We start from the raw sequence: 14883 nt of genomic DNA, 5'->3' as shown, positions 1-14883 counted from the left end.
CAGGGCCCCGATCATGACCGCCACCGACACCGCCGCACCGGTGCTGGAGCTGCGTGACGTCTCCAAGTCGTTCGGCCCGGTCGTCGCCCTCCGCTCCGGCAGCCTCCGGGTCGACGGCGGCTCGATCCACGCCCTGATCGGCGAGAACGGCGCCGGCAAGTCGACCCTCGTCAAGGTCGTCGCCGGCGTGCACCGCCGCGACTCCGGCGTCTTCGAGCTCGGCGGCGAGGCCGTCGACTTCTCCTCCACCGCCGACTCCAAGGGGGCCGGCATCGCGGTGATCTACCAGGAGCCGACGCTCTTCCCCGACCTGTCGGTCACGGAGAACATCTTCATGGGCCGCCAGCCCCTCGCCCGCGGCCGTCGCATCGACCGCGCCGCGATGATCACCGAGGCCGAGGGCCTCTTCGCTCGCCTCGGCGTGCGGATCGACCCCCGTCGTCCCGCCGCCGGCCTCTCGATCGCCGACCAGCAGATCATCGAGATCGCCAAGGCCATCTCGCTCGACGCACGCCTGCTGGTGATGGACGAGCCCACCGCCGCGCTCAGCGGCGTCGAGGTCGACCGCCTCTTCGCCGTCGCCCGGAGCCTGCGCGACGAGGGTCGCGCACTCGTCTTCATATCCCACCGCTTCGACGAGGTCTTCGCCCTCGCCGACACCGTGACCGTGATGCGCGACGGCTCCTACATCGACACCCGCCGCATCGACGAGACCTCGCCGTCCGAGCTGGTGTCGTTGATGGTCGGCCGCGACGTCGACGAGCTCTTTCCCAAGGTCGCCGCAACCATCGGCGAGCCGGTCCTGCAGGTCAGCGGACTCAACCGGTCGGGCGTCTTCCACGACATCGACCTCGAGGTCCGCGCCGGCGAGATCGTCGGACTGGCCGGCCTGGTCGGCGCGGGTCGGAGCGAGGTCGCCCGCGCGGTCTTCGGGGTCGACCACTACGACAGCGGCACGGTCACGGTCAACGGCAAGGACGTCAAGGAGCACGACCCGCGCTCCGCGATCCGCGCCGGCATGGCCTTCATCCCCGAGGACCGCCGCAAGCAGGGCCTGGTCATCGACTCCTCGGTCACCCGCAACGTCGCAGGCGTCATCCGCCGCGGCATCGCGAAGGCCGGCCTGCTCACCGCCGGCATGGAGAACAAGGCCGCCGGCCCCTGGGCCTCCCGCCTCGAGGTCAAGACCAGCGCGCTCGACATGAACGCAGCCACGATGAGCGGCGGCAACCAGCAGAAGGTCGTCATCGCCAAGTGGCTCGCGACGAACCCGAAGCTGCTGATCATCGACGAGCCCACCCGCGGCATCGACGTCGGCACCAAGGCCGAGGTCCACCGGCTGCTGTCCGAGCTCGCCGGGCAGGGCCTCGCGATCCTGATGATCTCCTCCGAGCTGCCCGAGGTCCTCGGCATGGCCGACCGCGTCCTCGTCCTCTGCGAGGGCCGCATCACCGCCGAGCTCGACCGTGCTGAGGCCACCCCCGAGGCCGTCATGCACGCGGCCACCCACCACCTCGAGGACGCCTCATGAACACCGACGTGCAGCCCGCGAGCGAGGTCTCGTCCGGCGAGGCCCTCCTCGTCGAGCCCAGCCGCCTGTCCCCGACCCGACGCGCGATCACGACCGTGCTCCGCTCGCGCGAGCTGTCGATCTTCCTCGTCCTCCTCGCGGTCGTCGTGCTCGCGACCTCGAAGAACAACAGCTTCCTGTTCAGCTCCGACGGCTGGCGCAACTTCCTGCTCAACCCGTCGATCCTCGTGCTGCTGGCGGTCGGTCAGGGCGTCGTGATCATCACCCGCAACGTCGACCTGTCGGTCGGCTCGGTGATGGCGCTCACCGCCTACCTCACCGGCCGGCTCTTCATCGACCATCCCGGACTGCCGATCATCGTGGTGATCGCGGCCTGCCTGCTGCTCGGCGCAGTGCTCGGCCTGGTCAACGGCCTCCTGGTGGCGTACGGCAAGGTGCCCGCGCTCGTCATCACGCTCGGCACCCTCTACATCTACCGCGGCATCATGCTCACCTGGGCGGGCAGCGACCGGATCAACGCCGGCGACCTGCCGCGCGAGTTCCTCCGGCTCGGCACCCGCTCGGTGCTGGGCGTTCCGATGCTGACGATCATCGCGGTGCTGGTCCTGGCCGCGGTCGGCTACTACCTCCACACCGCGCGCGGTGGCCGCGAGATGTACGCGATCGGCTCCGACCCCGACGCGGCCGTGCTTTACGGCTTGCCCGTACGCCGTCGCCTGCTCGCCGCGTTCGTCCTCAGCGGTGCGCTGGCCGGCCTGGCCGGAGCGCTCTACACCGCCCGCTACGGCACGGTGAGCTCCAGCGTCGGCAGCGGCATCGAGCTCCAGGCCGTCGCCGCCGCCGTCATCGGTGGCATCGCCATCTTCGGCGGCAGCGGCACCGTGTGGGGCGCGGCGATCGGCGCCTTCCTGCTCGTCACCATCAACCGGGCGCTCCCGAGCCTGGGCATCGAGGACTTCTGGCAGCGCGCCGTCGTCGGCGCCCTCATCCTCGGCGCGATCGTCCTCGACCGGGTCCTCGCCGTCAGACAGGCCCGCAAGCTCGCCGAATCGAGGGATCGCTCATGAGCGCCACGACCGAAGCGCCGGCCCGCACCTACTCGGCGTACTCCGCACCCCTGTGGCAGCGGCTGCTGCTCACCCGCGAGACGGCCGTCATCGCGCTCACCGCGGCGGTGATCCTCTACTCGATCGCCAACGTGCCCAACTTCGACGGCCCGCTCACCATCAAGTTCCTGCTGCAGGACATCGCCCCCATCCTGCTGATCGCCCTGCCGATGACGCTGGTGATCATCACCGGCGAGATCGACCTGTCGGTCGCGAGCATCATGGGCCTGAGCAGCGTGCTGCTCGGCGTGCTCCACGAGGGCGGGATGTCCGTCCCGGCCGCCGCACTGCTCGCCCTGCTGGCCGGCCTGGCCTGCGGTGCGCTCAACGGCTTCCTCATCGCCTACGTCGGACTGCCGTCGCTCGCGGTCACGATCGGCACGCTTGCGCTCTTCCGCGGCATCGCCGTCGGGCTGCTCGGCACCAAGGCGATCACCGACTTCACCGAGAAGTGGTCGGACCTCGCCACCGGGACGATCGGCGAGACGAAGATCCCGCTCGTCATGATCCCCTTCGCGGTCCTCGCGATCGGCTTCGTGGTGCTGCTGCACTTCTCGACCTTCGGCCGCGGTGTCTACGACATCGGGCTCAACGACGAGGCGGCGCACTTCACCGGCGTCGACGTGGCCCGCACCAAGCTGGTGCTCTTCATGCTCTCCGGCGTCGTCTCGGCGCTGGCCGGCATCTACTTCACCCTGCGGTTCGGCTCGGCCCGCGGCGACAACGCCACCGGCTACGAGCTCCAGGTCATCGCGGCGGTGCTCCTCGGCGGCGTCTCGATCTTCGGCGGCCGCGGCCGGCTCCACGGCGTCCTTGCCGGGGTCGTGCTGATCGGCGTCCTCTCCAGCGCGCTGCGCCTGGAGAGCGTGACGGTCAACGTCACCAACATCATCGTCGGCCTGCTCCTCGTGGCCTCGGTGATCCTCCCCAACGTCCTTGCCGCGGCCTCGTCGAGGCTCCCCCGCAAGGCGACACCGGCGGCTCCTCGGGAGTCCCACACCCCAGATAACGCGGCATCCGCCGGCGTCACAACGAGAGGCAGTGACTCATGAAGATCCACACCAGGAAGCCCACGGCTCTGGCCGCGCTCCTGCTCACCGCGACCTTCGCCTTCGCCGGTTGCGGCGGCGACGACGGCGGGGACTCGGGCAGCGACTCGGGCAGCGGCGGGGACGGTGGGGGTGCGCTGTCGATGACGATGCTCCCCAAGAACCTCGGCAACGCCTACTTCGACACCAGCACGAAGGGCGCCATGACGGCGGCCGACGAGCTGGGTGCGGACATGGAGGAGGTCGGCCCGGAGACGGGTAGCCCGGATGCGCAGGTGTCGTACATCAACACCGTGGCCCAGCAGGGCAAGGACGCGTTGATCATCTCGGCCAACGACCCCGACGCGTTGTGCGACGCGATCGAGGAGGCCCGCAGCGCGGACGTCAAGGTCGTCACGTTCGACGCCGACACCAACCCCGAGTGCCGCGACCTGTTCATCAACCAGGCCACGTCCGAGGGCATCGCTGCCAAGCAGCTGGAGCTGATCGCCGAGGAGATCGGCGGGTCGGGTGAGATCGCGATCCTGTCGGCCTCGGCCAACGCGACGAACCAGAACGCGTGGATCGCGACGATGGAGGAGGAGCTGGCCTCGAACCCGGACTACGCCGACATCGAGCTCGTCGACACCGTCTACGGCGATGACGAGGACCAGAAGTCGTTCGACCAGACCGAGGCGCTGCTGCAGAACCACCCCGACCTGAAGGGCATCATCAGCCCGACCACGGTCGGCATCGCCGCTGCGGCCCGGTACCTGTCGGACTCGGAGTACAAGGGCCAGGTCGCGCTGACCGGTCTCGGCACGCCGAACCAGATGCGTGAGTTCGTCGAGGACGGCACCGTGGCGTCGTTCGCGCTGTGGAACCCGGGCGACCTGGGCTACCTCGCGACCTACGCGGCTGCTGCGCTGGTCGACGGGTCGATCACTGGTGAGGAGGGTGACTCCTTCGAGGCCGGTGAGCTCGGCGAGTTCGAGGTCGGCGCCGACGGCACCGTGCTCCTGGGCGAGCCGTTCACCTTCAACGCGGACAACATCGGCGACTTCGACTTCTGAGGCCCGACCGCACCACACCTCCCGGGGCCGTCGGCCCCAGCCGTCGACGGCCCCGGGACCACCACTTCACAGCCGGGAGGCCGCGATGCCGCGCGTCTGCTTCACCCTGCAGGTCCGTCAGGACCGGATGGCTGAGTACGCCGAGCGCCACGCCAGCGTGTGGCCCGAGATGCTCCGCGCCCTCCACGACACCGGCTGGCACGACTACTCCCTCTTCCTGCGGGACGACGGCCTCCTGGTCGGCTACCTCGTGACCGACGACCTGGCCGCCGCACAGGCCGGGATGGCCCGCACCGACGTCAACGCCCGCTGGCAGGCGGAGATGGCCGAGTTCTTCGAGGAGCTCGACCTCCCGCCCGACCAGGGCTTCCGGCAGCTGGACGAGGTCTTCCACCTCGAGGACCAGCTCGCCGCGCTCGACCCCGCACACCTCCCAGACCCTCCCGCCACCACAGCCCAGGACCCGTCATGACCACCAGCTTCACCGCCATCAGCGACCGGCTCGGCGACCTCGCCATCGAGGTGCCGTCCTGGGCCTACGGCAACTCCGGCACCCGCTTCAAGGTCTTCGGCTCCGCCGGCACCCCGCGCACCGTCGAGGAGAAGATCGCCGACGCCGCCGCCGTCCACCGCTTCACCGGCCTCGCGCCGTCAGTGGCGCTCCACATCCCGTGGGACGAGGTCGGCGACTACGCCGCCCTGTCGGCGTACGCCAAGGAGCACGGCGTCGCGCTCGGCACCATCAACTCCAACACCTTCCAGGACGACGACTACAAGCTCGGTGCCCTGACCCACACCGACGCGCGCATCCGGCAGAAGGCGATCGACCACCACCTCGCCTGCATCGAGGTGATGCACCAGACGGGCTCGCGCGACCTGAAGATCTGGCTCGCCGAGGGCACCAACTACCCCGGCCAGGGCGACATGCGCGGCCGGCAGGACCGGCTCGCCGAGAGCCTGCGCACGATCTACGACGAGCTCTCCGAGGAGCAGCGGCTCGTCCTGGAGTACAAGTTCTTCGAGCCGGCGTTCTACCACACGGACGTCCCGGACTGGGGCACGTCCTACGTCCACGTGGCCGCCCTCGGCGACCGCGCCATGGTCTGCCTCGACACCGGCCACCACGCCCCCGGCACCAACATCGAGTTCATCGTCGCGCAGCTGCTGCGCCTCGGGAAGCTGGGCTCGTTCGACTTCAACAGCCGCTTCTACGCCGACGACGACCTGATCGTCGGCGCGGCCGATCCCTACCAGCTGTTCCGGATCATGGTCGAGGTCATCCGCGGCGGCGGCTTCGGTGACCAGGCCGACGGCACGCCCAACGACGTCGCCCTGATGCTCGACCAGTGCCACAACATCGAGGCCAAGGTGCCGGGCCAGATCCGCTCGGTGCTCAACGTGCAGGAGATGACCGCCCGCGCGCTGCTGCTCGACACCGAGGCCCTCGACCAGGCCCGCTCGGACGGCGACGTGCTGCTCGCCAACGAGATCTTCATGGACGCCTTCTACACCGACGTACGCCGTGACCTGGCGTCGTGGCGCGAGGAGCGCGGCCTCCCGGCCGACCCGATGCGCGCGTACCTCTCGTCCGGCTACCAGCAGCAGATCGAGGCGGACCGCGTCGGCGGCTCGCAGGCCGGCTGGAACTGACCTCCCCCACCCAGAAGACGAAGGAACCCCTCACGTGAGCGACCTCAACCCCACCGTTGCCGAGCTCGTCGAGCGCTCGAACCGGCTGGGCGCCGACCCCAAGAACACCAACTACGCCGGCGGCAACACCTCCGCCAAGGGCACCGAGACCGACCCCGTCACCGGTGAGGACGTCGAGCTGCTCTGGGTGAAGGGCTCCGGCGGCGACCTCGGCACCCTGACCCCCGGTGGTCTCGCAGTGCTGCGGCTCGACCGGATGCGCGCCCTGGTCGACGTCTACCCCGGTGTCGACCGCGAGGACGAGATGGTCGCGGCGTTCAACTACTGCCTGCACGGCAAGGGCGGTGCCGCTCCCTCGATCGACACCGCGATGCACGGCCTCGTCGACGCCGCGCACGTCGACCACCTGCACCCCGACTCCGGCATCGCCATCGCGACCGCGGCCGACGGCGAGCAGCTGACCAAGGAGGCCTTCGGGGACAAGGTCGTGTGGGTGCCGTGGCGTCGTCCGGGCTTCCAGCTCGGTCTGGACATCGCGGCCATCAAGGAGGCCAACCCGCAGGCCATCGGCTGCATCCTCGGCGGGCACGGCATCACCGCGTGGGGCGACACCAGCGCGCAGGCGGAGAAGAACTCGCTCTGGATCATCCGCACCGCCGAGCGCTACATCAAGAAGCACTCGAAGAAGCTCCCGTTCGGTGCTCGCGTGAAGAAGTACGAGCCGCTGGCGCCCGCGAAGCGCCGCGCCCGCGCCGCCGAGCTCGCCCCGCTCCTGCGCGGCGTCGCCTCGCAGGACCGCCCTGTGGTCGGCCACTTCACCGACGACAAGGTCGTCCTCGACTTCCTCGCCTCGAGGAACGCGCCGCGCCTGGCCGAGCTCGGTACGTCGTGCCCCGACCACTTCCTGCGCACCAAGGTCAAGCCGATGCTGCTCGACGTCGCGCCCGGCACGTCGATGGACAAGGTGCGCGACCGGGTCGCCGAGCTGCACGAGGCCTACCGTGCCGACTACGCGGCGTACTACGACCGCAACAAGGTGAAGGGCTCGCCCGCCATGCGCGGCGCCGACCCCCTGGTCATCCTGGTGCCGGGCGTCGGGATGTTCAGCTATGGCAAGGACAAGCAGACCGCCCGCGTCGCCGGAGAGTTCTACGTCAACGCGATCAACGTGATGCGCGGCGCCGAGGGTCTGTCGACGTACGCCCCCATCGACGAGTCGGAGAAGTTCCGCATCGAGTACTGGGCGCTCGAGGAGGCCAAGCTCCAGCGGATGCCGAAGCCCAAGCCGCTCGCCTCCCGCGTCGCGCTGGTCACCGGCGCCGCCTCGGGCATCGGCCTCGCCACCGCGAGGAAGCTCGCGGCCGAGGGCGCCTGCGTCGTCATCGCCGACCTGTCGCTGGAGAAGGCGCAGGCAGCGGCCGCCGAGATCGGCAACGCCGACGTCGCGGTCGGCGTGCAGGTCGACGTCTCCGACGCGACTGCCGTCCAGGCCGCGGTCGACGCGACCGTCCTCGCCTTCGGTGGCGTCGACCTCGTCGTCAACAACGCCGGGCTCTCGCTGTCGCGCTCGCTGCTCGAGACGACCGAGAAGGACTGGGACCTCCAGCACGACGTGATGGCCAAGGGCTCGTTCCTGGTCGCGCAGGCCGCGGCCCGGGCGATGATCGACCAGGGGATCGGTGGCGACATCGTCTACATCTCCTCGAAGAACTCGATCTTCGCCGGGCCCAACAACGTCGCCTACGGCGCGGCCAAGGCCGACCAGGCCCACCAGGTGAGGCTGCTGGCCGCCGAGCTCGGCGAGCACGGCATCAAGGTCAACGGCGTGAACCCCGACGGCGTCGTCCAGGGCTCCGGCATCTTCGCCTCCGGCTGGGGCGCGAACCGCGCCGCGGTCTACGGCGTGGAGGAGCAGGACCTCGGCAAGTTCTACGCGCAGCGCACGATCCTCAAGCGCGAGGTGCTGCCGGACAACATCGCCAACGCGGTCTTCGTCCTCTGCTCCGACGAGCTCAGCCACACCACCGGGCTGCACATCCCGGTCGACGCGGGCGTGGCTGCCGCCTTCCTGCGATGAACCTGCGCGTCGCGGCCGTCGACCTCGGGGCGACCAGTGGTCGCGTGATGGCCGCGCGCGTGGAACCGGGGCACCTCTCCCTGAAGGAGGTGCACCGGTTCCCCAACGGCGGCGTGCCGGTCGGTGGATCGCTGTTCTGGGACGTCCTCGGCATCCACCGTGAGGTCATCGCCGGCATCGCCGAGGTCACCCGCACCGGCGACCTCCACGGCATCGGCATCGACTCGTGGGCCGTCGACTACGGCCTGCTCGACCGCGACGGCGCGCTCCTCGGCAACCCCTACAGCCACCGCGACCCCCGCACCCGCGACGTACCCGAGCTCGTCGCGAAGACCGTCAGCGTGCAGGAGCAGTACGCCGTCAACGGGCTGCAGCAGCTGCCGTTCAACACCGTCTTCCAGCTGGTCGCCGCCCGTGGCACCGCGGCGCTCGAGTCGGCACACACGATGCTCCTGCTGCCCGACCTGCTCGGCTACTGGCTCACCGGCGAGGTCGGCGCCGAGCGCACCAACGCCTCCACCACCGGCCTGCTCGACGTCACGTCCGGCGAGTGGTCGAGCGACCTGGCACGCCGGCTCGGGCTCCCGTGGTCGATCCTGCCGCCGCTGCGTGACGCCGGCTCGCTCGTGGGACCGCTGCGCGCCGAGGTCGCCGCCGACCTCGGCGTCGTCGACGCCGTCCCGGTCGTGGCCGTGGGGTCGCACGACACCGCGTCGGCCGTCGTGGCCGTGCCCGCCGAGGCCGGAACCGGCTTCGGCTACATCTCGTCGGGGACCTGGTCGCTGGTCGGCCTGGAGCTCGACGCCCCCGTCCTCACCGAGGACGCCCGGCAGGCCGACTTCACGAACGAAGGCGGCGTCGACGGCACGGTCCGCTTCCTCAAGAACGTGATGGGGCTGTGGGTGCTCTCGGAGTGCCTGCGCGCCTGGAAGGACGGCGGCACCCCAGCCACCGATCTTGCGTCCCTGCTCGCCGGCGCCAGCACGGCGGCGCCGCTGCGCACCGTCGTCGACATCAACCATCCCTCCCTGCTCGGCCCCGGCAGCGCGAGCGACCCGATGCCGGAGCGCGTCGTCGGGCTGGCCCGCGCTGCCGGCGAGCCGGCGCCGCAGACGCCCGGAGAGATCACCCGGTGCGTCCTCGACAGCCTGGCTCTGGCCTACCGCCGCCACCTGCGCACCGCCGCCCGCCTGGCCGGGCGCGACCTGGAGGTCGTGCACGTCGTCGGCGGCGGTTCCCACAACCACCTGCTCTGCCAGCTCACCGCCGACGCGCTCGGAGTGCCGGTGCTGGCCGGGCCCGGCGAGGCAGCCGCGCTCGGCAACGCCCTCGTCCAGGCCCGCGCCCTCGGTGCCGACCTGCCCGACCTCGCCGCCATGCGTGCCCTCGTCCGTGAGACGCACGACGTACGTCGTCACGACCCGCGCCCGGGCCTCGACTGGGACGCAGCCGACCACCGCGTCGAGGCAGTCGGGAGCCGCGCCTAGCCATGGACCAGCCACGCGCCCGGCCGCATCTCGGCGACGACGAGCTCGTCGTGCTCCGGCTCCTCGCCGAGGGGGAGACGGTGGACGTCGCCGCTCGCCGGCTCGGGGTGTCCGAGCGGACGGTGCGGCGCAAGGCCCGGAGCGCGTGCGACAAGGTGGGGTGCGAGACGACGATCGAGGCGATCGTGTGGGCGGTGCGGCACGAGCTGCTCTGACCGACGCGACAACGAGGCACAATCGACTGCAGACGAAAGGACCAGGGACGTGAGGGTCGCCCTCCAGGTCACGTGCGTCAACGACGCGATGTTCCCCGACACGGGGAAGGCCGTCGTGCGGCTGCTGCGCCGCCTCGGGGTCGATGTCGACTTCCCGCGGGCGCAGACCTGTTGCGGCCAGCCGATGGTCAACACCGGCTACCTCGACGAGGCCGTGCCCGTGGTGCGGACGTTCGTCGACGCCTTCGCGGGCTACGACGCGATCGTGACGCCGTCGGGCTCGTGCGCCGGGTCGGCCCGCCACCAGCACGCGATCGTCGCGGAACGCTCCGGCGACCGTGCCCTCGCGGCTGCCGTCGCCGAGACCGCACCGAAGACCTACGAGCTGTCCGAGTTCCTCGTCGACGTGCTCGGCGTGACCGACGTCGGCGCCTACTTCCCGCACCGGGTGACCTACCACCCGACCTGCCACAGCCTGCGGATGCTCGGTGTGGGGGAGCGGCCGCAACGCCTGCTCGAGGCCGTACGCGGCATCACCCTGGTCGACCTGCCCGAGGCCACCGAGTGCTGCGGCTTCGGCGGCACCTTCGCCCTCAAGAACGCCGACACGTCGGTCGCGATGGGCGCGGACAAGGCGCGCCACGTCCGCGACACCGGAGCCGAGGTGCTCGTGGCCGGAGACAACTCCTGCCTCATGCACATCGGCGGGATGCTCTCGCGCCAGCGGGCCGGCGTACGCGTCATGCATCTCGCCGAGATCCTCGCCTCCACCGCGGAGTCCGAGAGCCACTCGAGTGGCCCTGCCGTCGGAGAGCGGGCAGGAGGGCCGGCCACATGAGCGGCGGCACCTTCGTCGGCATGCCGGCGTTCCCGACCGCGGCACGCGAGGCGCTCGGGGACACCCAGCTGCGGAGCAACCTCGCCCACGCCACCCGCACGATCCGCGACAAGCGCGCCGCAGTCGTCGCCGAGGTCGAGGACTGGGAGGACCTGCGCCTCGCCGGGGCGGGGGTCAAGGAGGCCGCGCTGCGCGACCTCGCCACCCACCTCGAGACGCTGGAGGCCTCCCTGGTCCGGGCCGGTGCGACGGTCCACTGGGCCCGCGACGCCGAGGAGGCCTGCGCGATCGTCGCGCGGCTAGCCCACGCCCACGGCGTCGACGAGGTCGTCAAGGTCAAGTCGATGGCCACCATGGAGATCGGCCTCAACGAGGCGCTCGAGGCCGAGGGCATCGCGGCCTGGGAGACCGACCTGGCCGAGATGATCGTCCAGCTCGGCGACGACCTGCCCTCGCACATCCTGGTGCCGGCGATCCACCGTAACCGCGCCGAGATCCGGGAGATCTTCATGCGCCGCATGGGCGACGTCGGTCGACCGGCGCCCGACGACCTCACCGACGAGCCTGTCGTCCTGGCCGCTGCGGCGCGCGCACACCTGCGGGAGAAGTTCCTGCGCGCCAAGGTCGCGGTGAGCGGCGCCAACTTCGCGGTCGCCGACACCGGCACGCTCGTGGTCGTCGAGTCCGAGGGCAACGGCCGGATGTGCCTGACCCTGCCCGACGTCCTCATCAGCGTGGTCGGCATCGAGAAGGTGGTCGCCACCTGGTCCGACCTCGACCCGATGCTGCGACTCCTGCCGCGCTCCTCGACCGGCGAGCGGATGAACCCCTACACCTCGACCTGGTCGGGCGTGACCCCCGGTGACGGCCCGCAGGAGGTGCACGTGGTCCTGCTCGACAACGGCCGCACGCGCGCCCTCGCCGACGACGTCGGGCGCCAGGCGCTGCGCTGCATCCGCTGTTCGGCCTGCCTCAACGTGTGCCCGGTCTACGAGCGCACCGGCGGCCACGCCTACGGCTCGGTCTACCCCGGCCCGATCGGCGCGATCCTCAACCCGCTGCTGCGCGGGGTGTCCGACGAGCAGACGGCGTCGCTGCCGTACGCCTCCTCGCTCTGCGGCGCGTGCTTCGAGGTCTGCCCGGTCCGGATCGACATCCCCTCCGTGCTGGTCGACCAGCGGGCCGCGGTCGTCGACTCGCACCGCGGCGACCGCGTGCCCAAGGCCGAAGCCGTCGCCATGAAGGCGGCTGCATGGGCATTCTCCGACTCGCGGCGCCTGGCGTGGGCCGAGAAGGCGTCCGGCCTCGGTGGCCGCGTCCTGCGCCGCTTCGGTCGTACGACGCTCCCCGGCGGTCGTGCCGCCGCCGGCCGGCTGCCCGGGCCCGGCGCCGGCTGGACCGGCGCGCGCGACCTGCCCGCCCCGCCTGAGGAGTCCTTCCGGGCCTGGTGGGATCGCACCGACGGCGGCCAGAACGACCGAGGCACCCGATGAGCGCGCGCGACGACATCCTCGCCGCCGTCCGAGCGGCCCTGACGGACGTGTCGCCCGCGGTCGCCGTCCCCGAGGCCCCCCGGGCACCCGACCGCGGCGACCTCGTCGCACTCTTCGTCGAGCGGGTCGAGGACTACCGCGCGGTCGTCACCCGGTGCAACGAGGCCGACCTGGCCGGCGTGGTTGCCGGCGTGCTCGGCGAGCGCAGCAGCGTCGTACCTCCGGCGCTCGGCCTCGAGATCGCGGGCTCGGTGGTGGACGACGGCCTGAGCGCCGCCGAGCTCGACGCGATCGACGCCGTCGTCACCCGGGCCCGCGTCGGCATCGCCGAGACGGGCACCATCGTGCTCGACCACCAGCCCGACCAGGGTCGACGAGCGATCAGCCTCGTCCCCGACCTCCACGTCTGCATCGTCGACGCCACGCAGGTCGTCGCCGACGTGCCCGACGCGATCGCGCTCCTCGACCCCGCCCGCCCGCTCACCTGGATCAGCGGCCCGTCCGCCACCAGCGACATCGAGCTCGACCGGGTCGAGGGCGTCCACGGCCCGCGCACCCTGCACGTGGTGCTCGTCGGCCCCTGACCCTGCTGGTCGAGTGCGCGCCTCCCGGCGTGCACCGCTCAGCGGCCGGCCGGTCGTCCCTCGGAGGTCGTCCCGACCAGTACCTCGTGGACGCAGACAGACACTCCTGCGTCCTCCGGCACGACCGCGACAGCGTCGTAGGCTCCCCCGCCGGGCATCTCCATCACGTGGGTGCCCGGCTGCAGCGTGGTGTCGATGACGGACTCGCCGCGGGTGATCGTCGCGGGGGTCGCGGCGCTCGCCGTGTACTCGATGCGCAGCCGCCAGACATCCCCGAACACTGGTCCGACGGAGATTGCACGTTCCCTCCGGTCGACCCGGTAGCCGTCGCACTCCTGGCCGCGCGGCGGCGGCTCCGACCGGCGGGCGACGTCCAGGTCGGCCTCGACCAGCTGGCCGGTGTCGTCGAGGACGTAGAACTCGTCGGTGACGACCTCCGGGAAGCGCACCCGCTCGCCGTACTGGCTCAGTGCGATCGAGTACGCCCCTTCGCGACCGCTCCACACGTAGTCGGGCACGCGGAGGTCCACCAGGTCCACCACGCTGCCGTGTTCGTCGAGCGAGCGTTCGAACGTCGCGAAGTAGCGACGCGGGGACTGGTCGGCCGGCACGTGCAGCAGAGGGAACGTCACGGCGCTCCACATGCCGAGCGCGACCACGACGGCTGTCGACAGGACAGCGGGGGACGGCCGGTCGATCAGCCAGTGCGGCCGGCGGGGCGAGGAGGACTCGACGGCACCGCGGACCGGCAGGAACGCGAGCCCGATGGCCAGAGGGATGCCCAGTGCCAACGGGGTCGTGAATCGGAGGTCGAGGATGAACGCCGGTCCGAACACGACGCGCGTCTTCGCGATCAGCACCACGAGTGCGACCAGCTGGACGACCGGGATCGACCAGGCACGCAACGCGCGGTCGCGCACGTGGACGGACAGCGCGACGACGCCGGCGACGGCGACCAGGCCCGCCAGCTGCAGTGGCCAGGACGGGTCGGTCTCGAACTGTGCGGCCCAGACCTGGTTCCAGCGCACCGGCCCGCCGATCGACGCGCTCGGCACCACGATCCCGAGGACGTTCGTGACGTACCCACCCCACGGCACACCCCCTTCAGGGGCGTCCTGCGGAGCCCAGGCGGTTGAGAGGTAGAGCCCGGCGTACGCCGCCACGACGACGCCGTGGGCGACCACGAGCCACAGTCGCTCGCGACAGAGCTGGCGCACCCGCCGAAGGAGCGACCCGCTCGCGAAGTAGCCAGCGCTCACGAGCGCCACCGGGATGTAGGCGAGCAGGGCAAGCTCGGCGAACGCCAGGCCGAACCCCATCCACGCCACGCTGGCGACGAGGTGGCGACGTTGCGGGTCATGCAGGTAGCGGACGACGGCGTCGAGCGTCCACACCGTGGCGACCAGCGCGGGCAGGTGGTTGATGCCCGCTGCCCACCAGGACGTGGGCTGGATCAGCCACGGCGAGAAGAGGAAGTAGGCGAGGAGCAGGAGCACCCCGGGGTGCGAGCCGAAGAGAGTGCGCAGGAGCCGTAGCAGTCCCGCACCGGCCAGCGCGAACATGACGGCGAGCTGCGCGATGGCGATGGTGTAGTCGAAGGGCCGCCCCACGGTCGTGAGCCATGCCGAGATCCGTCCCGCGGGCATCACGTGGCCGATGTAGGGGTCGAGCAGGGACCGCACGGCCAGCCCGTCATCGGCCGCCGTGAGCACGAGCGGGAAGTCGTCGACGTAGAACCACGTCCGGCTCGCCGCCCAGACACGGAAGCACGTGGCTGCAACGATGAGGACGACGCCCACGA

Annotated in this window: 13 protein-coding genes; 12 read left to right on the top strand and 1 reads right to left on the bottom strand. The window is 71.2% G+C overall.

Annotation, left to right across the window (positions count from 1 at the left end; translation table 11 throughout):
• The first annotated feature begins 13 nt into the window (after window positions 1-13).
• The 12 genes from EUA06_RS17095 to EUA06_RS17040 all read left to right on the top strand — a co-directional run bounded on the left by EUA06_RS17095 (window position 14) and on the right by EUA06_RS17040 (window position 13082).
• On the top strand, window positions 14-1531 hold the full coding sequence (locus tag EUA06_RS17095) for a sugar ABC transporter ATP-binding protein (RefSeq protein WP_129478014.1): 1518 nt from the start codon (window positions 14-16) through the stop codon (window positions 1529-1531).
• Window positions 1528-2598 carry an ABC transporter permease gene (locus EUA06_RS17090; RefSeq protein WP_129478012.1) on the top strand — a complete coding sequence of 357 codons (1071 nt, stop codon included), beginning with the start codon at window positions 1528-1530 and terminating at the stop codon, window positions 2596-2598. The genes EUA06_RS17095 and EUA06_RS17090 overlap by 4 nt, the downstream gene beginning before the upstream one ends.
• The gene (locus tag EUA06_RS17085; protein WP_129478010.1) at window positions 2595-3689 is read left to right on the top strand and encodes an ABC transporter permease; all 1095 of its coding nucleotides are present in this window, start codon (window positions 2595-2597) and stop codon (window positions 3687-3689) included. The genes EUA06_RS17090 and EUA06_RS17085 overlap by 4 nt, the downstream gene beginning before the upstream one ends.
• Complete coding sequence (gene rhaS / locus EUA06_RS17080; protein WP_129478008.1) at window positions 3686-4738, top strand: rhamnose ABC transporter substrate-binding protein; 1053 nt, start codon at window positions 3686-3688, stop codon at window positions 4736-4738. Before EUA06_RS17085 ends, rhaS begins: the two co-directional genes overlap by 4 nt.
• 85 nt (window positions 4739-4823) lie before the next feature.
• The gene (locus EUA06_RS17075) at window positions 4824-5210 is read left to right on the top strand and encodes an L-rhamnose mutarotase (protein WP_129478006.1); all 387 of its coding nucleotides are present in this window, start codon (window positions 4824-4826) and stop codon (window positions 5208-5210) included.
• The gene (gene rhaI, locus EUA06_RS17070) at window positions 5207-6388 is read left to right on the top strand and encodes an L-rhamnose isomerase (protein WP_129478004.1); all 1182 of its coding nucleotides are present in this window, start codon (window positions 5207-5209) and stop codon (window positions 6386-6388) included. Before EUA06_RS17075 ends, rhaI begins: the two co-directional genes overlap by 4 nt.
• Before the next feature lie 34 nt (window positions 6389-6422).
• On the top strand, window positions 6423-8465 hold the full coding sequence (locus tag EUA06_RS17065; protein WP_129478002.1) for a bifunctional aldolase/short-chain dehydrogenase: 2043 nt from the start codon (window positions 6423-6425) through the stop codon (window positions 8463-8465).
• The gene (locus tag EUA06_RS17060; RefSeq protein WP_129478000.1) at window positions 8462-9952 is read left to right on the top strand and encodes a rhamnulokinase; all 1491 of its coding nucleotides are present in this window, start codon (window positions 8462-8464) and stop codon (window positions 9950-9952) included. The genes EUA06_RS17065 and EUA06_RS17060 overlap by 4 nt, the downstream gene beginning before the upstream one ends.
• A 2-nt stretch (window positions 9953-9954) precedes the next feature.
• Complete coding sequence (locus tag EUA06_RS17055; RefSeq protein ID WP_129477998.1) at window positions 9955-10167, top strand: helix-turn-helix domain-containing protein; 213 nt, start codon at window positions 9955-9957, stop codon at window positions 10165-10167.
• A 49-nt stretch (window positions 10168-10216) separates the two neighbouring features.
• The gene (locus tag EUA06_RS17050; RefSeq protein ID WP_129477996.1) at window positions 10217-11005 is read left to right on the top strand and encodes a (Fe-S)-binding protein; all 789 of its coding nucleotides are present in this window, start codon (window positions 10217-10219) and stop codon (window positions 11003-11005) included.
• A complete protein-coding gene (locus EUA06_RS17045) occupies window positions 11002-12498 on the top strand; it encodes a lactate utilization protein B (protein WP_207208407.1) in 1497 nt (498 codons plus the stop codon). The genes EUA06_RS17050 and EUA06_RS17045 overlap by 4 nt, the downstream gene beginning before the upstream one ends.
• Window positions 12495-13082 carry a LutC/YkgG family protein gene (locus EUA06_RS17040; protein ID WP_129477994.1) on the top strand — a complete coding sequence of 196 codons (588 nt, stop codon included), beginning with the start codon at window positions 12495-12497 and terminating at the stop codon, window positions 13080-13082. The genes EUA06_RS17045 and EUA06_RS17040 overlap by 4 nt, the downstream gene beginning before the upstream one ends.
• Window positions 13083-13120: 38 nt before the next feature.
• Here the strand turns inward: EUA06_RS17040 and EUA06_RS17035 are convergent, their stop codons facing one another.
• On the bottom strand, window positions 13121-14881 hold the full coding sequence (locus EUA06_RS17035) for a hypothetical protein (RefSeq protein ID WP_129477992.1): 1761 nt from the start codon (window positions 14879-14881) through the stop codon (window positions 13121-13123).
• Window positions 14882-14883 lie beyond the last annotated feature (2 nt).

The organism is Nocardioides glacieisoli (genome assembly GCF_004137245.1).
Taxonomy (GTDB): domain Bacteria; phylum Actinomycetota; class Actinomycetes; order Propionibacteriales; family Nocardioidaceae; genus Nocardioides; species Nocardioides glacieisoli.
This window is presented reverse-complemented; position numbering and strand designations above follow the sequence as displayed.